23 protein-coding genes and 1 tRNA gene are annotated in these 18,920 nt (G+C 52.0%); 14 read left to right on the forward strand and 10 right to left on the reverse strand.

The window, feature by feature from the left end; translation table 11 throughout:
- Positions 1 to 9 precede the first annotated feature (9 nt).
- Together AC0IXH_RS03410 and AC0IXH_RS03415 are read left to right on the forward strand one after the other, a co-directional pair.
- Complete coding sequence (locus tag AC0IXH_RS03410) at positions 10 to 1,437, forward strand: amidohydrolase family protein (protein ID WP_013202724.1); 1,428 nt, start codon at positions 10 to 12, stop codon at positions 1,435 to 1,437.
- A gap of 27 nt (positions 1,438 to 1,464) precedes the next feature.
- Entirely contained in the window at positions 1,465 to 2,445 is a 981-nt protein-coding gene (locus AC0IXH_RS03415; RefSeq protein ID WP_013202723.1) for an isopenicillin N synthase family dioxygenase, read from the forward strand.
- A 137-nt stretch (positions 2,446 to 2,582) separates the two neighbouring features.
- Here AC0IXH_RS03415 and AC0IXH_RS03420 read toward each other — a convergent pair whose 3' ends face one another.
- From AC0IXH_RS03420 to yajD, 3 genes are all read right to left on the reverse strand, one after another.
- Complete coding sequence (locus AC0IXH_RS03420) at positions 2,583 to 3,611, reverse strand: methionine synthase (protein WP_471719972.1); 1,029 nt, start codon at positions 3,609 to 3,611, stop codon at positions 2,583 to 2,585.
- 29 nt (positions 3,612 to 3,640) lie between these two features.
- Positions 3,641 to 4,618, reverse strand: a complete 978-nt coding sequence (locus AC0IXH_RS03425) for a DUF1852 domain-containing protein (RefSeq protein ID WP_134824409.1) — start codon at positions 4,616 to 4,618, stop codon at positions 3,641 to 3,643.
- A gap of 294 nt (positions 4,619 to 4,912) precedes the next feature.
- Positions 4,913 to 5,260, reverse strand: coding sequence for an HNH nuclease YajD (yajD, locus tag AC0IXH_RS03430; RefSeq protein WP_013202720.1), 348 nt, complete (start codon positions 5,258 to 5,260; stop codon positions 4,913 to 4,915).
- Positions 5,261 to 5,562: 302 nt separating this feature from the next.
- Between yajD and AC0IXH_RS03435 the strand changes: the two genes are divergently transcribed.
- The 3 genes from AC0IXH_RS03435 to AC0IXH_RS03445 all read left to right on the forward strand — a co-directional run bounded on the left by AC0IXH_RS03435 (position 5,563) and on the right by AC0IXH_RS03445 (position 7,604).
- Positions 5,563 to 6,045, forward strand: a complete 483-nt coding sequence (locus AC0IXH_RS03435) for an Hcp family type VI secretion system effector (protein WP_134824408.1) — start codon at positions 5,563 to 5,565, stop codon at positions 6,043 to 6,045.
- A 17-nt stretch (positions 6,046 to 6,062) separates the two neighbouring features.
- On the forward strand, positions 6,063 to 6,929 hold the full coding sequence (locus tag AC0IXH_RS03440; protein ID WP_041692039.1) for a hypothetical protein: 867 nt from the start codon (positions 6,063 to 6,065) through the stop codon (positions 6,927 to 6,929).
- 135 nt (positions 6,930 to 7,064) lie between these two features.
- Positions 7,065 to 7,604 carry a DUF2058 domain-containing protein gene (locus AC0IXH_RS03445; protein WP_471719973.1) on the forward strand — a complete coding sequence of 180 codons (540 nt, stop codon included), beginning with the start codon at positions 7,065 to 7,067 and terminating at the stop codon, positions 7,602 to 7,604.
- Positions 7,605 to 7,721: 117 nt separating this feature from the next.
- Here AC0IXH_RS03445 and AC0IXH_RS03450 read toward each other — a convergent pair whose 3' ends face one another.
- The 3 genes from AC0IXH_RS03450 to AC0IXH_RS03460 form a co-directional block, all read right to left on the reverse strand.
- On the reverse strand, positions 7,722 to 8,150 hold the full coding sequence (locus AC0IXH_RS03450) for a putative T6SS immunity periplasmic lipoprotein (RefSeq protein WP_471719974.1): 429 nt from the start codon (positions 8,148 to 8,150) through the stop codon (positions 7,722 to 7,724).
- A gap of 2 nt (positions 8,151 to 8,152) precedes the next feature.
- A complete protein-coding gene (locus AC0IXH_RS03455) occupies positions 8,153 to 8,683 on the reverse strand; it encodes a type IV secretion protein Rhs (RefSeq protein ID WP_471719975.1) in 531 nt (176 codons plus the stop codon).
- A gap of 202 nt (positions 8,684 to 8,885) precedes the next feature.
- Positions 8,886 to 9,584, reverse strand: a complete 699-nt coding sequence (locus tag AC0IXH_RS03460; protein ID WP_471719976.1) for an RluA family pseudouridine synthase — start codon at positions 9,582 to 9,584, stop codon at positions 8,886 to 8,888.
- Between the two features lie 201 nt (positions 9,585 to 9,785).
- Between AC0IXH_RS03460 and AC0IXH_RS03465 the strand changes: the two genes are divergently transcribed.
- Complete coding sequence (locus tag AC0IXH_RS03465) at positions 9,786 to 10,268, forward strand: cold-shock protein (RefSeq protein WP_471719977.1); 483 nt, start codon at positions 9,786 to 9,788, stop codon at positions 10,266 to 10,268.
- A 103-nt stretch (positions 10,269 to 10,371) separates the two neighbouring features.
- The gene (locus AC0IXH_RS03470) at positions 10,372 to 10,617 is read left to right on the forward strand and encodes a DUF2543 family protein (RefSeq protein WP_053142467.1); all 246 of its coding nucleotides are present in this window, start codon (positions 10,372 to 10,374) and stop codon (positions 10,615 to 10,617) included.
- Positions 10,618 to 10,737: 120 nt separating this feature from the next.
- On the opposite strand, the gene AC0IXH_RS03475 is transcribed toward AC0IXH_RS03470, so the two are convergent.
- The 3 genes from AC0IXH_RS03475 to AC0IXH_RS03485 form a co-directional block, all read right to left on the reverse strand.
- A tRNA-Asn gene (locus AC0IXH_RS03475) sits at positions 10,738 to 10,813 on the reverse strand.
- A 101-nt stretch (positions 10,814 to 10,914) separates the two neighbouring features.
- Complete coding sequence (gene mtfA / locus AC0IXH_RS03480) at positions 10,915 to 11,706, reverse strand: DgsA anti-repressor MtfA (RefSeq protein ID WP_346566742.1); 792 nt, start codon at positions 11,704 to 11,706, stop codon at positions 10,915 to 10,917.
- A gap of 186 nt (positions 11,707 to 11,892) precedes the next feature.
- Positions 11,893 to 12,555: a hypothetical protein gene (locus AC0IXH_RS03485; RefSeq protein ID WP_013202703.1), complete on the reverse strand. Its 663-nt coding sequence runs from the start codon at positions 12,553 to 12,555 to the stop codon at positions 11,893 to 11,895.
- 606 nt (positions 12,556 to 13,161) lie between these two features.
- On the opposite strand from AC0IXH_RS03485, the gene AC0IXH_RS03490 reads away from it, so the two are divergent.
- The 4 genes from AC0IXH_RS03490 to AC0IXH_RS03505 all read left to right on the forward strand — a co-directional run bounded on the left by AC0IXH_RS03490 (position 13,162) and on the right by AC0IXH_RS03505 (position 16,329).
- Complete coding sequence (locus AC0IXH_RS03490; protein WP_013202701.1) at positions 13,162 to 13,857, forward strand: phosphohydrolase; 696 nt, start codon at positions 13,162 to 13,164, stop codon at positions 13,855 to 13,857.
- An 82-nt stretch (positions 13,858 to 13,939) separates the two neighbouring features.
- Positions 13,940 to 14,188 (forward strand): hypothetical protein, encoded by a 249-nt coding sequence (locus AC0IXH_RS03495; protein WP_013202700.1) that lies wholly within the window; start codon positions 13,940 to 13,942, stop codon positions 14,186 to 14,188.
- Between the two features lie 219 nt (positions 14,189 to 14,407).
- Positions 14,408 to 15,808 carry a DNA cytosine methyltransferase gene (locus AC0IXH_RS03500; protein ID WP_471719978.1) on the forward strand — a complete coding sequence of 467 codons (1,401 nt, stop codon included), beginning with the start codon at positions 14,408 to 14,410 and terminating at the stop codon, positions 15,806 to 15,808.
- 53 nt (positions 15,809 to 15,861) lie between these two features.
- The gene (locus AC0IXH_RS03505) at positions 15,862 to 16,329 is read left to right on the forward strand and encodes a very short patch repair endonuclease (RefSeq protein WP_013202698.1); all 468 of its coding nucleotides are present in this window, start codon (positions 15,862 to 15,864) and stop codon (positions 16,327 to 16,329) included.
- An 8-nt stretch (positions 16,330 to 16,337) separates the two neighbouring features.
- On the opposite strand, the gene yedA is transcribed toward AC0IXH_RS03505, so the two are convergent.
- Complete coding sequence (gene yedA / locus AC0IXH_RS03510) at positions 16,338 to 17,255, reverse strand: drug/metabolite exporter YedA (protein ID WP_471719979.1); 918 nt, start codon at positions 17,253 to 17,255, stop codon at positions 16,338 to 16,340.
- A 172-nt stretch (positions 17,256 to 17,427) separates the two neighbouring features.
- Between yedA and AC0IXH_RS03515 the strand changes: the two genes are divergently transcribed.
- Genes AC0IXH_RS03515 through AC0IXH_RS03525 form a run of 3 tightly spaced genes read left to right on the forward strand, consistent with a single transcriptional unit; the run spans position 17,428 to position 18,795 of the window.
- On the forward strand, positions 17,428 to 17,700 hold the full coding sequence (locus tag AC0IXH_RS03515) for a hypothetical protein (protein ID WP_013202696.1): 273 nt from the start codon (positions 17,428 to 17,430) through the stop codon (positions 17,698 to 17,700).
- A gap of 14 nt (positions 17,701 to 17,714) precedes the next feature.
- Complete coding sequence (locus tag AC0IXH_RS03520; protein WP_013202695.1) at positions 17,715 to 18,626, forward strand: DUF808 domain-containing protein; 912 nt, start codon at positions 17,715 to 17,717, stop codon at positions 18,624 to 18,626.
- 37 nt (positions 18,627 to 18,663) lie between these two features.
- Entirely contained in the window at positions 18,664 to 18,795 is a 132-nt protein-coding gene (locus tag AC0IXH_RS03525) for a hypothetical protein (protein ID WP_013202694.1), read from the forward strand.
- Positions 18,796 to 18,920: the final 125 nt, after the last annotated feature.

Raw genomic sequence — 18,920 nt, forward strand, 5'->3', positions numbered from 1 at the left:
AGCGCTGCGATGCTGTCTGATTCACTGCTGATAAAAAACGCGCACGCCATTCTGACGGGATTACCCGGTGAAGCCGCGCGCCATAACGGGCCGGATATCCGCGTGCGTAATGGGATTATCGAGGCGATGGGCACGCTGGTGGCGGAACCCGACGAGCGGCAGATCGATGCCCGCGACTGCGTGGTCTATCCGGCCTGGGTGAATACCCATCATCATCTGTTCCAGTCGTTACTTAAAGGCGAGCCGCAGGGGCTGAACAAAAGCCTGACCGGGTGGTTAAGCGCCACGCCTTACCGCTTTCGCGCCACCTTTGATGAACAGACTTTCCGTCTGGCGGTGCGCATTGGGCTGATCGAACTGCTGCGTTCCGGTTGCGCCACCGTTGCCGACCATAACTATCTCTACTGGCCGGATATGCCGTTCGATACCTCGGCGATCGTCTTCAGCGAAGGCGAAGCGTTGGGGATGCGCATTGTGCTGTGCCGTGGCGGAGCAACGCAGGGACGGTCGATTGAGAAAGACTTACCTCAGGCGTTGCGCCCGGAAAACTATGAGGCGTATATGGCCGACATGGAACGCCTGGTCGGTCGCTATCATGATCCGCGGCCGGAATCTTTGCGTCGCGTGGTGATGGCACCGACCACGCTGTTGCATTCCGCGCCGGGATCGCAGCTGCGTGAAATGGCCAAACTGGCGCGCAGCCTGAATATTCGTCTGCACAGCCATCTGTCGGAGACGGTGGACTATCTCGATGTGGCACGCGACAAGTTTGCCATGACGCCGGTGCAGTTCTGCGCCGAGCATGACTGGCTGGGTGACGATGTGTGGTTTGCGCATCTGGTGAAGCTGCTGCCGGAAGAGATCGCCATGCTGGGGAAAACCCGTACCGGGATTGCGCACTGTCCGCAGAGCAACGGGCGGTTGGGCAGCGGCATTGCCGATCTGCTGGCGCTGGAAAAAGCCGGCGTGCCGATTTCGCTGGGCGTGGACGGCGCGGCGTCAAATGAGGCGGCGGATATGCAGAGTGAAACCCACGCGGCCTGGCTGTTACAGCGCGCCCGTAAGGGGATGGCGGCCAAACCCCGTTATGACGGCGGCACCTTCGAGGGCGGCGGTGACGCAGCAACCATAGAAGACGTGGTGCGCTGGGGCACCGCCGGCGGAGCGCAGATCCTCGGTCTGCAAAAAAGCGGTTCCCTGCAGCCAGGCATGCTGGCGGACATCGCCATCTACCGGCTCGACGACCCGCGTTACTTCGGCCTGCATGACATGGCGATTGGTCCGGTTGCCTGCGGCGGTCGTGCCGCACTGAAAGCCTTAATGATTAACGGCCGCACCATCGTGGAAAACGATGTGGTGCCCGGTCTCGATCTTGACGCGCTGCGCCATCAGGCGATGTCTGCGGTGCGTACTCTGCAACAGCGCGTTGCGGGTTAACCTCATCCCATAAAGAAGGAAAACAACATGTCACAGTCTCAAGGTTACGGTCTGCAGGAACTGGAAAAAGAGGCGCTGATGGGCGCCATGGGCGAAGAGACCTTTACCCGCGAAGTGCGCTGCATTGACCTGTCGAACTTCGACCAACGCAAAAGCGAGATCGCCGACCAACTCTGGCAGGCTGCGGTTGAAATTGGCTTCTTCCAGGTAAGCAATCACGGCATTGCGCTGGATGATATCCGTCATGCCTTCAGCACCACCGAGTCGTTCTTCGCGCTGCCGGATGCAGTAAAAGCGCAGTATCCGCTGGCGAGAAACGCCGGTTGGGAAAATAAATCCCAGGTACGTCCTTCTACCAAAACCCCCGATCAGAAAGAGTCCTATCAGATCACCCGTCCGCTGATGGATGGCCTGTGGCCGGGCGAGAACGAACTGCCGGCGTTTAAACAGACCATGCTGACCTTTGAGTCGCAGTGCTGGGCGCTGGGAATGAAGCTGCTGTCCTGCTTTGCACTGAAGCTGGGCTTCCCGGAGCACTTCTTCGCGCAGGCGCACAATCCTGATGAAAAAACCTATCAGAGCACGCTGCGTATGCTGCATTACTATGCCACCGAGCAGTCCGAGCAGGGGATGTGGCGTGCCGGTGCGCATACCGACTTTGATTGCCTGACGCTGTTGTTCCAGCGCCCTGGTCAGGGTGGTTTACAGGTTTGTCCGGGCAAGGACCATGAAAGTCAGCAATGGACCAGCATCGAACCGCGCGAAGAGGTGATCACCTGTAATATCGGCGACATGCTGATGCGCTGGAGCGACGATCAATTGCCGTCGAATTTCCATCGGGTCAGAAGTCCGCTGCCGGGTGAGTATCAGGGGCCGCGCTACAGCCTGGCGTTTTTCTGCCAGGCCAATAAAGAGGTCGAAATTCTTGGGCCGCAGAAGAAATATCCGCCGATCACCGCCGCAGACTATCTGCAACAGCGCATCCAGGCGAACTTCGCGAAAGGATAGAGTGGAAGGGCGACGCGCTCAGTGATGCAGAAAAGACAAAAGCCCGCTTATATCAATAAGCGGGCTTTTGTTAAGGGGCACTTCTTCGCGATGCGGGCTGGCCCGGATTTATCCTCGCGTCATCCCCATCGATAAGACTATCGGGTCAGTTCACCACGAACGATAGCGGCACCGGCACTTAACGCGCTCAGCTTGCCACGGGCGACGTCACGAGACAGTGGCGTCATGCCGCAGTTGGTCGAAGGATACAGCTTGTCGGCATCGACGAACTGCAGGGCTTTACGCAGGGTATCAGCCACTTCTTCCGGGGTCTCAATGGCATTGATTGCCACATCAATCGCACCAACCATTACCTTTTTACCGCGGATCAGTTCAATCAGATCCATCGGCACACGGGAGTTCTGACATTCCAGTGAGACGATATCAATGCTGGATTTTTGCAGTTTCGGGAAGATTTCTTCATATTGACGCCATTCGGTACCCAGCGTCTTCTTCCAGTCGGTATTGGCTTTGATGCCATAGCCGTAGCAGATATGCACTGCCGTTTCGCATTTCAGGCCTTCAACCGCTCTTTCTAATGCGGCAATACCCCAGTCATTCACTTCATCGAAGAACACATTAAAGGCAGGCTCATCAAACTGGATAATGTCGACACCGGCAGCCTCTAAATCTTTCGCTTCCTGATTCAGGATTTTGGCGAATTCCCACGCCAGCTTTTCGCGGCTTTTATAGTGGCTGTCATACAGCGTATCGATCATTGTCATCGGGCCTGGCAGCGCCCATTTAATCGGCTTGTCGGTCAGCTTGCGCAGGAATTTGGCATCTTCAACAAATACCGGCTTCTGACGCTCTACCGCACCAACCACGGTTGGCACGCTCGCATCATAACGATTGCGAATCTTAACGATCTCACGCTTCTCAAAATCAACGCCGTTTAGGTGCTCAATAAAGGTGGTGACAAAGTGTTGGCGGGTCTGCTCGCCATCACTGACGATATCGATACCGGCCTGACGTTGATCTTCCAGGCACAGGCGCAGGGCATCGTGTTTGCCATCGATCAGTTCCTGATCCTGCAATTTCCACGGTGACCATAATGTTTCAGGCTGAGCCAGCCAGGAAGGTTTAGGCAGGCTGCCCGCCGTGGACGTAGGTAATAAAATTTTCATAACAGGTGACCTTATATTTTTATGGTTAATCAAAGAACGGGATTAGCTGAGAGCTGCTCAAGGATCGCCCGATAGGGTTTGATAAAGCGCTCTTCAGTAAACTTTCCTTGTTCAATCGCTAACTGGCTGCGTTCTTCTCGATCATAAACAATCTTCGTTAATGCATAATCTTTGTGACTCAGGGTCGGCTGATATTTCTTACCCGCCGCAGAATTCGCATTGTAAATCTCAGGACGATAAATCCGTTGGAACGTCTCCATCGTGCTGATGGTGCTGATTAACTCAAGATCGGTGTAATCGTTCAGCAAATCACCGGAGAAATAAAACGCCAGCGGCGCAACGCCGTTTGGCGGCATAAAGTAGCGTGCCTGCAGGCCCATTTTATTGAAGTAGTGATCGGTCATGGACAGTTCATCCTGCAGGTATTCGACACCTAACACCGGATGATGATTTTCAGTACGGTGATAGGTGTTTTTGCTGGACACGCTCAAACAGATCACCGGCGCTTTATTGAAATGCGCTTTGTAGGCCGCAGAGTTAACGAAATATTTGAACAGGTTGCCATGTAAATCGCCGAAATTATCCGGCGTGGTGAAGGCCGTTTTGTTCTTGTTATGCTCTAACAGCACCACGCTAAAATCATAATCCCGCACGTAAGAGGAGAAGTTATTGCCAACAATCCCTTCCGTGCGCTGGTTGGTCTTTTTATCAACGATGTGGGTTTTCAGAATTTCGATAACCGGGAAGGTATTTCCCTTGCCTTCTACGTCCATCTCAACGGAAATAATTTCCAGCTCGACGGAATAACGATCGCCATTAGCATTATCCTGCCGCGCCAGCGAGTTGAAACGATCGTCGATCATTTTCAAGGTGTTGCGCAGGTTATCCTGGCGTTTTTCACCACGTGCCAGATTGGCAAAATTGGTGGTAATACGCGTATTTTTTGAAGGATTATAATTTTCATCAAAAGAAAGACTTTTAATGGTAAAGGCGAATTCGTTATTCATTTTGATGGCTATCCTAATCTCAGATGTGACACTGAATGCGTTTATTTTAAGCAGTTCCAGAATTTACTTTCTGGTTTCTTATTCAGCTGTTGTCAAATTGTCTTGGGCGAAAAGCAGTGTCTAATTTATGCCATAGTCACTGAGTGAGGAAAAGTGATATAAATTCACCGAACATGAAGCAATTTCATGATCTGGATCAATTTTGAGGGGATTTCACGAGGAAGGCCGCTTAACCGGGGGAACCGGGGCTGGAGGTTAAGGCCAGCCTGGCGTCTGAAGCGGAGAGATTAACGCCTACTTCTTCTTGTTGAGCATCGACTTTAAATCGGCAAACGGATTGTAGGTCGCGGCATCCACATCATTCTGCGCGTCTTCGCCCGCCACCACCGAGGTGCCGTACTGGTCAGCTTCAGTGTACTTCGAATGCTCGTGATCATGGCAATACAGACACAACAGCTCCCAGTTACTGCCGTCTTCCGGGTTATTGGTATGGTCATGATCGATATGGTGAACCGTAAGTTCACGCAGGTTGGAGTAAACAAACTCACGCGAGCAGCGTCCACACACCCACGGATAGATCTTCAGGGCTTTCTCGCGATAGCCGCTTTCCAGACGGGTGTAGTTTTTGGGGATCAGAGCCATGCCGATGTTACCTGTTAACAAGAGATCAATTCACGATAGTGCTGCCAATATATCTCAAAGCCCGGGTCATTCCTATCTCGTCTGAAACCAATACTCTTCCACCCGTTGCTCCCCTGATGCAGCGCCCATCCAACCCCCGTTCATCGCACAACGTCGGTGTCATTCTCCTTATCAATGGACCTGTTTTCCAGGATAGTTCCTGGAATCGGCGGCTGGCGTTTCATCTTCTTGTAAAAAAAGTCTATTAAGTTTATTTAATAATTAGGTTGCTCATTTTTTATCTCTTTAAAAGGAACAAGCGAATGTCTGTTGATATGTATCTGAAAGTTGATGGTGTAACCGGTGAGTCCGCTGATTCGAATCATAAGAACTGGATTGATATTCAGTCCTTCAACTGGGGAGCCAGTCAGCCGGGTAACATGGCGGTAGGTGGCGGCGGCGGTGCCGGTAAGGTCCAGTTTAGCGACCTGGCGGTGCAGGCGTTTATCGATAAAGGCACACCGGCGATCATGAAGTTTTGTGCGTCAGGCAAACACGTCAACAGCGTTGAGCTTTCCGTTTGTAAGGCGGGTGGTCAGAAAGTTGAGTACACGCGTATCGTCCTTGAAGACGTGCTGGTCACAGGATGCAAATTCACCGGCGTGGGCAGCACCGATAAAATCATGGTCAGCTATTACTTCCAGGCAGCAAAAGTGAATCTTCATTACTGGGAGCAAAGCGATCAGGGTACCAAAGGCGCGGAAACAAAATCAGGATGGGACGTTAAGCAAAATAAAGAAATCTAATTGTCTGGGGTATAACAATGGCTGGAATAGCATCCGCGATAACCAACGCTATTTTTAATGGTGGGTCATACGATCTTACTGAGATGAAACTGTTGGTGGATATCATCAACCATACACATGATGATGATTTATACAGTTTTGCCAATGATGATGTTGAACAGGCGATGAAAACCTACACGGCTCTGCTGAACAACACCAGTGGCCGTACAGCGATGAGCGAGGATGATGTTGAGATGGGGCTGTTATCCAACCGCGCCCATGCCGTGATGGTGACGCCCAATAACCAGAATTTCTTTAATAAACACACCGCGGGAAATTCCGGGTGGTGGAATCCCCTGAAGGTCCGGGATGTCTACAATAAGTCTAATCGGGATTTTTTATGGGAGATTCTGGCGCCCATCGGCACCTTCCTGACCTCCGGGAGTACTGTTGCCGCTATCTTGAGGGAAGTCAGCGTCAGGGTAGCGCTGTACTCCGCAGGCTCAACTTCGGCCCTGGTGTCTTTATTATTGGTGCTGAGATCACGGAATAAAGAACATCAGCTGAAAGATAATAAAGACTTAATGAACGCGTTTAAGTCTCTTGCCAAGTCGAAAATTGAATTAAAGAAATCGTACTTGAAGGTTATTTCAAAGCTAAGGAATGATTTAGGCCCGCATGTGAAAGAGGACAAGAAGGAAGATACTCTTGCTAATCTCAATAGCGATCTTAATATTTGGGGCGCGAGTGAGGGGATGAAAACCTTCATTCACGGCGGCTTTATGAATATTTCGGGCGATTCTAATCCCGAAATAAAGATTGTGGACAACGGTTGGGTGATCAATTTTGATCAAACGATGACCTTCAGTAAGAACGATATTGAGATTCTGGAGAGAATGGCTTAACCACCTTTCACCCAGCTATGAGCGATGAGGAGCGCGCGCCGACTTCGTTCATGGCCTGTTCCTGCCTTGCCACCTGATTCGGCCTGAAAAAACAGGTATAATCCCCCAAAATCAGGTAACCAGTTAGAGACCAGGATGACAAAACTCACCTTACAAGAGCAGATGCTAAAAGCGGGATTAGTGTCGAGCAAGAAATTGGCCAAAGTGCAGAAGACGGCCAAGAAATCACGCGTTCAGGCGCGTGAAGCCAGAGAAGCGGTTGAAGAGAATAAAAAAGCGCAGGCCGAGCGTGATAAGCAGCTGAGTGAACAGCAGAAGCAGGCCGCGTTATCGAAAGAGCACAAGGCGCAGGTGAAGCAGCTGATTGATATGAACCGGATCGCCATTGCCAAAGGCACTATCGATTTCAACTTCACCGACAATAATCTGATCAAGAAAATTGCCGTGGATAAGACCACGCAATCCCAGCTGATCAGCGGCCGTCTGGCCATTGCCCGCCTGAGTGCGGATAACAACGGTGAAAATACTTACGCCATTATTCCTGCCAGCGTCGCCGACAAGATTGCCCAACGTGATGCGAACAGCATTGTCCTGAACAGTGCATTGAGTCAGGAAGAGCAGGATGAAGACGATCCGTACGCGGACTTTAAAGTGCCCGATGATTTGATGTGGTGATTCGCTGGACGCTGACTGCATTTCCGGTTAAATGACCGGGTGCTTGCCGCCTGCAAACAGCAGGCGGTTTTGCCAGGAAAAAAACCTCTCTATCAGCGGCATTCTTTGCCATTCCGCTTAGCGCGTAGTTTCGTTCGCGTTTAGTGGAAAGGTTTCAACATCGCCACCGGTGAACTCAACCCCAATCACGAAGCTTCGTTGAGACTGCTGATCGTCAGGTTTCTGAAGAATGTATTGTACGATGTACTGGCGTTTCTCAGAGAATTGATAAAATGTGGGAGGGAGACAAAGTTTTCCATTTGCGACAGTCAAATCAGGTGAGTCCTTTATGGACAGCTTTTGTGGAGGCGTTCCTCTCGGGTTTATTGCGATGAGAGAAGGTTGGTAGTCACTGGCATCTGGAATATCGAAGCATATTTCAGCCCCAACTTTACTGACCGTAGTCGTTTCGTCAGCTTTTAGCCTGTCACCTGAACCTGGGCATCCACTCAGGAAAATAACTGAGGTCGCTAAGATAGAAGAGCGTATTTTAATTAAGTTATTCATTATCATCCCCATGGGAAGTAACGCATCGTTTCTTGATATTTATGTCTGATCACCGCTTCGCTTAAATCCCCGTCCAGGGTGATATCTCCCCTCCGCCTGAGGATCATCCACACGGCATAGCCGTAATGGCTCAATATAAAGTGGTCAGCAATAATTTGAGCCTGTTGTTCCATGGGATAGCGTCTTAAAGATCGTCCATCGAGTCGGTAGCGATAGCTGACTGCAAAGCTTATTAATCCTCTTGCGATGACATTCATGCCTCTTTCACGCTGCCATACATGGCTCATCTCATGGATGAAAAGGTGCTTATAGGGATAGTCAGCTGCTGAGAAGTCATTGCAATACCAGGTCCTGAAATACAACTCTCCATTCGGAGTCATTGCGGTATCTTTGTTTTGCAGGCCGAAGGGTAAGTAACTTCCATGATGAATCCAAACTTTGTTGTAATGAATCGCTTCTCCAAAAACAGACTTAGCGATTTTAATCTCACCCAGAGTAAGCAGCCTCAGACTGCCTTCCTTATTCTCACTCATTGAAACCTCCTTGTGTTTATCTAAGCTTAACATATGGATAGCTCAGTTCAATGTTTTGGGTAATGGCCAGAGAGCCTCTTTTCCTTGCTGCCAACTGATATTTAAGCCTGATATCACGTCAACCTTTCCACTGCTAACCGCGCTCTCAGATAAGGTAAAGTCGGAAGGTCAGACAGGCAATTAGCAGCGGTTTAAAGGTTTGTCAGAACGGGCTGGGATGACAGGCGTTGATCGGTTCCTGGCTGAAAGGATGCATAAAATGCAGCTCGCTGGCATGCAGCATCAGCCTTGGGGTACGTTCGGTGCCTGGCAGCAACAGGCCGCCATACAGGTCACAGCCCAAAATAGGATGGCCTAACTGCTGGCAGTGGATGCGCAGCTGATGGGTACGCCCGGTTTCCGGGGTGAGCTGCACCCGCGTTACTGGCAGTGACGTCCCGTCTTCACTCTCACGATAAAAGCGCTCAACGACCTGATAGCGCGAGCGAGCCGGCTTGCCGTTAACCGCGCAAATTGACATCAATGGGAACAGCGCCGGATCTTTCGCTATTGCGGCGTCGATAACCCCTTCATCTTCCGCCAGATGCCCGCACAGCAGGGCACTATACACCTTGGTCACCGTGCGCTGGCTGAACTGATGACACAGAGCGGCATTGATCGCCTTATTGCGCGCAATCACCATCAGCCCGGAGGTGCCGAAATCCAGGCGGTGGATCAGCGTGCAGCCGGGGAACAGCTGCACCAGCCGGTGATGCACCGAATCGAGATTTTGCGGATTTTTGCCTGACAGGCTGAGCAGTCCGGTGGGCTTATTGATCAGCACCAGATTCGCGTCCTGATAAAGGATCTCAATCTGCTCATGGCACGGCGGGGCAATAAAGGTATCGATAATCTTGGACATCAGGTGACCAGCAGCAAGAGTGGCAGCGGATGATAGCGAATTTTACGCCGACTGACGACTCTGGCGAAGGGCGCGTCAGATCACCGCCTCCTCGCAAGTCGGCAAATTATCGTCCAGGCTTAAAGAAATGGTCTGCGCAGGCATTGTGATTTACACTGCGCGCTGCAAAAATTGAGCAAATAAACGATTAAGTAGGCGGTAATGGCGATGAACGGAACGATCACAACCTGGTTTAAAGATAAAGGCTTTGGATTTATCAAAGATGAAAACGGTGATAACCGGTATTTTCATGAGGTTAAGGTCGCCAACCCTGATCTGATCAAGAAAGATGCGGCGGTGACTTTCGAACCGACCACCAACAGCAAAGGGCTGTCAGCCTATGCGGTCAAGGTCGCACCGGAAAGCAAATACATTTATATCGCGGGTGAGCGCATTAAGCTTACCTCGATCAAGTCTTACGTGGTGTTCAGCGAAGAAGTGCCAGCTGATACCCGCATCGATAAAGAAAATGCCGTGCTTTCCGTGGGCATTCTGATGAGCAGCATCAAGCCGAAGTCCACGACCACCGCGGGCGAAATGCGCTCGGTGAAAAAACTGGCGATCACCACCTTCCAGGGAACGACCTTAATCTTCTCGGAAGATGAGATCGACGTGGATACCACGGTGAAAATGCTGAAGGTCTGATTTTCGCTCCCGCGCTGAACAGCGTCGTGCAAATACGCCGGTGTTCAGCAGGGAAACATCCCCATCATTGATGACCGATCAAGACAGTAAATTTGGACTCTTTATGAATAACGAAATAGCGCTTAAATATTATGACATCGCCGATGATTATGTGGCGGAATCTGCCAAGCCGGTGAGCGAGCCACAGCGTGACGCGCTGGCTCATTATTTCCAGCTGCTGCTGACCCGCCTGTCGGATAATCAGGAAATCAGCGAAGACACGCAGAAAGAGATGGCCCGTGAAGCGGGTATCGACGAGCAGCAGATTGATGGCATCGCGAACTACCTGAATGAATGGGGCAACGAGTAGCGTTTGCCCGGTTCTTTGGAGGTGGATATAAGGTGACGCGCTTTATATCCACTTCAGGTCGCACCGAAAAATTCACAGCAAAAAGCCCGCTTAAGTTTCCTTAAGCGGGCTTTTCTAATTTGGCTCCTCTGACTGGACTCGAACCAGTGACATACGGATTAACAGTCCGCCGTTCTACCGACTGAACTACAGAGGAATCGGTTTCGATGGGGCGCATATTAGCGGGGTAGCCCAGGTGTGTCAACAGCAAAAAACACGCTAGCTTTCAACTGGCTAGGATTAAATCAACCCGACGTATTAGTGAACAATTCCACGGTCATTTTGACGGGATTGCGCGTCTGAATAGCGTTTTGCCGGATCCTGGCGGTAAAACTGGCTAAAGCGTTGATAGAGGCTGGGGAAACGATCCTGCACAATGTCCGGCGCAGTGAAGAAGTACTCCGATAATACGGCGAAGCATTCGGCGGCATCGCTGGCGGCATAGGCATCAATGCTGGCGGCGTTCTCACCGACGGTATCGATCTCATCCTGAATATCCTTCATTGCCGCCTGCAAGTCCTGCTCCCAGCCCGCCACATCACGCAGCGCAATCGACGGTACGCCATTGGCATGGCCGCTACCGCGGCTGTCGAGCTTGTGCGCCACTTCGTGAATAATCAGGTTATAACCGGAGAGATCCCAGGAGTCCTGCACATCCAGCCAGTTCAGCACCACCGGACCTTGCTGCCAGCTCTGACCCGAATGCACCATCTTTTCATGGTGGACCAGACCAAACTCGTCCTGCCATTCATCGTCGACCATAAAAGGAGAAGGGTAGAGCAGCACTTCGTGAAAACCGTCCAGCCAGTCATAACCCAGATTCAACACGGGCAGGCAGAAGATCAGTGCCAGGCGGGTGCTTTTCAGTTCATCAAGCTGGAAGTCTTGCAGCGGGACCAGGCGCTTTTGCTGTAAAAAGCGTTTCGCTAGAGAAATTAGTGATGTCTGTTCAGCTTCGGTAAGCGCGCCAAGTAAGGGGATCGCCATTGCCTGCTGCCAGGGCAGGGCGTCTCTGGCATCTTCGTCGGTTTTCCACGGCCATTTGATCATGATGCACCCGGTTCGCTGAAGGGATCTTTACCATGCCGTAGCGCACCGTCTTACGCAACTGCTGCGTGGGAGCAACAGTGCATAAGAAAGAAAGCTGAATGTGGGATGCGCTGGCTTTAAGGCGCATATTCAATCACTTAAAACCAGCAGTGTCTGTGATGAAGTACAAAAAAGCGGCCTTTCGCCTCAGACGCGTTCGAACTCAATCACCCAGACCCAGGGGTTAACTTCCCAGCTGGTGCCACCATACTGTAACGCCCATTGTTTACGATAGGCATCTTTGCTGGAAACCGCTTCGCTGTGCATGGTGAAAAAGTTATTCAGGAAATGGGAGTCGGTTTGCACACCCTCGGCGATCACATCGTCATCGCTGATATCCTGAATTTTCTCGACACGAATGCCGGTGACCACCAGATCGATACGGCTTGCCCAGCGGGGCATATGAATGCCGGCCTGCCAGCCAAACTGCTCTTGTTCATCCAGCTCGGCGGTTGCGAACTGGCTGGTATCGGCACGGTACTGGCAATAACGCGCGCTTTTAAATGCCGCTGGCGAACGCTGATATTCCGCCATTTCGTCAGGCTCGATAACCGGGCCGCGCCAGGTTTCACGGACCCAAAGCCTGTCGCCGGGTTGTCCGTAAGGGCAGTGGTAACTTAAGTTTTCCATGCCCATAACCCGGTTACCTTGCAGGTGATTATTCAGCACATCAATACCATAGCACCCCTCATGGTTATCCTGTCCGGGACCAAAGAGTTGTGACTTCATAATGCGCCGAGTTTGGCTCTGTTGGCCTGAGAGCAGCGCTCGCACCCGTTGATCGCTAAACAAAATCGGGCGTTCTTTCATGGTTTGACCTCTGTTACTTACATGTTGAACCGATGAACACAGCAACGCTAAAAAGACAAGACAGAATAATCTGAACATTAGCCTGAAGAAAAATACCAGAATCAAAAATTTAGGTAAACATTAGCTGTGCTTGTTGATTTCACTGCCAGGTTAGGGCCATCGCACCTGCTGAATGATCAGGTCGTCCTACCCGGTCTTACCCAAGATGATCCCCTAAAATAAAGGCGGGGTAACAAATTTGACATATGTCGTCTTTACAATCTCTTACAGTGCAGATGCTGAAACAGCGTACCGTCGCGAGGTAAAAATGCCCCAAAATAAGAGATTGTCGGGTAGCGTTAATTCTATCTCACTCTTTGCATAAAAGCCGACAGTTAATTTCACGGCGTTCATTATGTCTGTTTAACCATTTGCCTGAAAATTAATCAATAAATTTTCCTATGGCAAAAGGCTGAAAAGACGAAATATGTTGTGATTCCGTTAAAATTAGCGTTATAAACATGATGTGGATCTCGTTTTTGACCAATTGGTATAGGCGGGTTTCCAGCAGTGGACTGGCCTTCACCCACTGACATCTCTACAAGTCCAAACAATAAGGAGAAGTCTATGTCGCTTATTAACTGGCAACTGCGTTTTGAAAGCTGGCTCCATGAGACCTGGCCACAGGATGATAAAGCTCACGACGTTGCCCATTTGCGCCGGGTCTGGCAGACAGCACAGCGTATTATGAATGGCACCGAGGCGGATGAGCTGGTTGTGCTTACCGGCTGTTATTTCCACGATATTGTGAACCTGCCGAAAAATCACCCGGAACGTCATCTGGCGTCTGCGCAGGCCGCGGTCGAGACCCGCCGCGTATTGCGCGAGGTCTTTCCTGATTTCCCCAAAGACAAATACGAAGCGGTGGCCCACGCGGTTCATGCTCACAGCTTCAGTGCCGGCGTAACCGCTGAAACGCTGGAAGCAAAGATCGTGCAGGATGCCGACCGTCTGGAATCATTAGGCGCGATTGGATTAGCGCGGGTGTTTTATGTTTCTGGCGCGCTGGGGCGTTCACTGTTCGACAGTGCCGATCCGCTGGGACGTGAACGACAGCTAAATGATACCGAATGGGCGCTGGACCATTTCCAGAAGAAATTGTTGCGCCTGCCTGACACCATGCAAACCGTCGAAGGTAAACGTCTGGCTGAACACAATGCCCGTTTTCTGGTGACCTACATGGCCAAGCTGTGTGCGGAATTGAAAGGGGATTTCTGCGCCCTCGATGAAGACGTGTTACGAGAATTTAGTCCGGTTTCATAGAAATATTAAATTTTTATGACTGTATAGTTAAATCGCACAATACAGGCTACGTTATCTGGGACATTTTTCAGGAGAATCAGTGATGACCGATAACGTAAGCCTTACGATCAAGATTGACCCCACTTTAAAAGAAACCCTTAAATCACTGGCGTTGGAAAACCAAATCTCCCTGAGTCAGGAAGTTTGCCAGCGTCTGCAAAACAGCCTGACCGCCGTGGAACACACCGCCGTCGATAATCAGGGCACAGCTGAAGAGACCGATGAGCAGCTGAATGCCAGCGAGCTTAAACAAATTCGCGCGTTACTGAAAAAATCTAAAAAGAAGAAGTAGGTCGCCTGTTTGTGCCCCTCACTTTGGCGAGGGGCTTCCTTCCTGCCACAATCTACATCATCAACTCGTTACGCCTCCTTTTGCCGATGTCCATCCTCCCGGTCTTAACGTCCTTTATCAGATTTAATGCGCCGCCAGCTTGCCCGATCTTTTTTCCGCCTGGCGCGGGCGCAGCGAAGTGATAGACTGCAGGCGTTTACTTATTGATGTCGGGTGATTATGAGCGAGTTTGACAGCGTGGCGCTGCCGTTAGCCGAACAGGCAAGCCAGCAGAAATTTGATCAGGACTGCGAGTTACTGCACAGCGTGCTGGCGATTTATGACCAAAAACGGGTCCTGGCGGAATTACAGCAAGCCAGCCAGCATGGCTGGACGCGCGACAGCCTGAGTCGCTGGATGAGCGGTAAAAGCGCCGCAACGCCGCTGACTGAAGCCGAGCATCAGGCGCTAAGCCAGCTGCTGCCGACACCACCCGCTCATCATCCGCATTATGCCTTCCGCTTTATCGATCTGTTTGCCGGCATCGGCGGCATTCGCAGTGGCTTTGAGGCCATCGGCGGTCAGTGCGTGTTCACCAGCGAGTGGAACAAATATTCGGTCAGAACCTATAAAGCCAACTGGTACTGCGATCCTGATGCTCACCGCTTTAATCAGGATATCCGCGACGTCACCCTGAGCGGCAATCCGGCAGTCAGTGAGCAACAGGCCTATCAACATATCGATAAGCAGGTGCCCGACCATGATGTGCTGCTGGCCGGATTCCCCTGCCAGCCGTTTTCACTGGCCGGTGTGTCGAAGAAAAATGCGCTGGGTCGGGCCCATGGATTCGAATGTGAAGCGCAGGGCACGCTGTTTTTCGACGTGGCGAGGATTATCACCGCCAAAAAGCCGGCGATCTTCGTGCTGGAAAACGTCAAAAATCTGAAGAGCCACGATAAGGGTAAAACCTTCCGTATCATCATGGACACGCTGGATGAGCTGGGTTACGACGTGGCAGATGCCGAAGCCAGCGGTGCCGGCGATCCCAAGATCATTGATGGCAAACATTTCCTGCCGCAGCATCGCGAACGTATTGTGCTGGTCGGGATGCGTCGCGATTTGAAACTACCGGAATTCACCCTGAAGGCGCTGTCCACGCTCTATCCCAAACAGCGCATCCCGCTGCGTGCCTTAATGGAGCCCGAGGTTGACGCCAAATACATTCTGACGCCGACCTTATGGAAGTACCTTTATAACTACGCCAAAAAGCATCAGGCGAAGGGTAACGGCTTTGGCTATGGCTTGGTGGATCCGCAGGTGGAGACCGGTGTGGTGCGCACGCTGTCCGCGCGCTATTACAAAGACGGCTCTGAAATTCTTATCGATCGCGGATGGGATCGTCAGCTGGGCGAAGTGGATTTCGACCAGGCTGAAAATCAGCTGCGCCGTCCGCGCCGTCTGACGCCAAGAGAGTGCGCCAGGCTGATGGGCTTTGAAGCGCCGGGCAGTTACCGCTTTCGCATTCCGGTTTCAGATACCCAGTCTTACCGCCAGTTCGGTAATTCGGTTGTCGTGCCGGCGTTTGCGGCGGTGGCTAAGCTGCTCCAGCCGTGGATAGCGTTGGCGGTGAAGCAGCGTTAACTGGCCCGATCCTAAGCTGGGCTATACTTAGCCAAAGCATAAGGATGATAACAATGGCCGACGTTCACTCCTCTGAAATCCGCAGCAAAAACATGCGCGCGATCCGCACGCGCGATACGGCGATTGAAACCCGGCTGGCAGAGTTGCTGACCGGCCTTGGCTTGCACTATCGGGTGCAGGACAAGGCGCTGCCGGGCCGGCCCGATTTTGTGCTGGATGAGTATCACACCATTATCTTCGTCCACGGCTGTTTCTGGCACAAACACCATTGCCATCTGTTTAAGGTCCCGGCGACGCGGACGGCATTTTGGCTGGGGAAAATCGACAGCAATGTCGCGCGAGATAAGCGCTATATTGCCGAATTGAGCGCTGCGGGCTGGAAGGTGTTGCTGGTGTGGGAATGCGCGTTGCGGGGCAAAACGCGGCTGGAAGAAGACGCGATGACCAGCCGGCTGGAAGAGTGGATCTGTGCCGGAAAGGGAAACGGAGAGATCGATTCCCAGGGGATCCGGCAGATTTAAGGGCCGCGTTACTCGCCCAATACGCAAGGCTTTACGGTGGGCTTGGCCGGGAACAGATACTTGCCCAGCGTCACCAGAATGACCGCCAGCACAATAATCCCTAATGCCAGCCACTCTCTTGACGTCAGGCTCTCACCGCCAAGTCCAATCCCCAGCAGCACGGCCACCACCGGATTCACATAGGCGTAGCTGGTGGCGATGGCCGGCGGCACATTGCGGATCAGGTACATATAGGCGTTAATGGCGATCACCGAGCCAAACAAGCTCAGATAACCCAGTGCCAGCAATCCTTCAATCCCCGGACGGGTGGTCAGATGCTCACCGCTTACGGTGCTGGCGATCAGCAGGACGATACCAGCGGTCAGCATTTCCACCGCACCTGCCATCATGCCGTGTGGCAGATTGATGCGTGAGCCCCAGACGGATCCAAACGCCCAGCTTAATGAGCCCAGTAGGATCATCAGCGCGCCCCAGGGATTTCCCCCCAGATGGCCGCCGCTATTCAGCAGCACGATGCCAACCAGCCCAACGGCAATCCCCAACCACTCAATCCAGCGGGTCTGAATGCCGAACAGTCGGCTAAAGCACATCGCAAACAGCGGCACCGTCGCCACCATCACCGCTGCAATGCCGGAAGGGACATTCTGGTGCTCAGCCACCGTCACCGCACCGTTACCAATCGCCAGCAGCATGATGCCGACCAGGGCGGCGTTTAGCGCAGGACGCCAGCCTGGCAGTTTTTCGCCACGCAGCAGCAGGAACACCAGCAACACGACACCGGCCAGCAGAAAACGCAGACCTGCCAGCATCATCGGCGGCCAGCTGGCAACGCCCACTTTAATCACGAAGTAGGTCGATCCCCAGATAAAGTAGAGGGCGAACAGCGCGGCCAACAGCGGCAGCAGGGCAGGAGCACGGCGTAACATGATATTTTTCTCGGCCTGTTAAAGGAGGGTTAACTTAACGCTAAAAAAACGTTTCAACCAGATGATAAAACACTTTTTTTCCGGCAGAAGGACGATTAGCGTCACACAAGTTGCATCCCTCGTTCATAATTGTTTAGATCACACTCTTTAACATCTCTCGGCAGGGTAAACCATGGCCAGTATCAAACTCACGGTAAGACGGCTGTATAAAATCAGCGGCGAGCGCATGGTGAATACCCATGCGACCGCACGGATATTTGTCGGTGAACACCTGGTGGCAACCGAAGAGATTAGCGGAATGACCGAAAGCCCGGTGAGTAAATACCTTCATCATCATCAGGCCGAAGGGCAACCGATCCGCGTTGAGTGGGATTGCGACGGTATTGCCGATATGGCAGTGGCCGAAATACAGGTTTGTCCCTGTTGTCAGCACGATGAACACTAATAAGGAACGTAATTTTGGCAGGAACGAGCTTACTGACACTTTTGGACGATATTGCCACGCTGCTGGATGATATTTCGGTAATGGGGAAGGTGGCGGTAAAGAAGACCGCTGGCGTGCTTGGGGACGATCTTTCGCTGAACGCGCAGCAGGTTAGCGGCGTTAAGGCCAATCGCGAACTGCCCGTGGTCTGGGGCGTCGCCAAAGGATCTTTCCTCAATAAGCTGATCCTGGTGCCGCTGGCGTTGGTGATCAGTGCGTTTGCGCCCTGGGCAATCACCCCTTTGCTGATGGTTGGCGGGGCTTACCTGTGTTACGAAGGCTTCGAGAAGGTGCTGCACAGTCTGCACAAGGACAAGTCGGCGAACACCCCGGAGGCGAGAGAAGCGCGCATCAAAAAACTCTCACAGCAAAATGCGGCAGAGTTTGAGAAGAAGAAGGTCAAAGGCGCGATTCGGACCGACTTTATTCTGTCGGCAGAAATTGTCGCCATTACTCTGGGCATCGTCTCTGAAGCACCGTTAATGAACCAGGTGTTAATACTGGCGGGCGTGGCCATTTTGGTGACGGTGGGCGTGTACGGGATTGTGGCCGGCATCGTGAAAATTGACGATCTGGGCATGTGGCTGCAGGAGAAATCCTCGGCGGTGGCGAAAGCCATTGGCGGTGCACTGCTGGCGATGGCGCCGTGGATGATGAAGATCCTGACCGTGGTGGGCACCATTGCCATGTTCCTGGTTGGCGGTGGCATCATTGCCCATGGCGTGCCGGCCATTCATCACTTTATCGAGCATTACACCGCTGATTTTGCCGGGCTACTTGCCTCGGTAATGAGCAATCTGGCGCACCTGGTACTGGGCCTGATTGTGGGGTCAATCGTGCTGTTGGTGGTGAATTTGGTTGCCAGGATGCGGGGTAAATCAGTATAAAGGCAGCTTATTCGCGAGCAAGAACTCTGGAGTGATGATGAAAGACGACATTTTTGAATTTGATATTGATGCCGAGCTGGAACAAGCCGAAGCCAATGCGGAAAAAAAGGCCAGTGAAGTGCCTGCCGACTTAGGTGATGAAGCGGATTGTGAAGGTTGTAAAATCTGACGCCAGAGCGCCAGTACTTTCCCTTAAAAGGCGAATAACTTAGCTTATTCGCCTTTTTTATTTGCCTTAAATTGAGCGGCTTATCGGGATTTAACATAAGTTTTACTCCCCATTAACAGAATAAT

Source organism: Erwinia sp. AC075, from assembly GCF_979253995.1.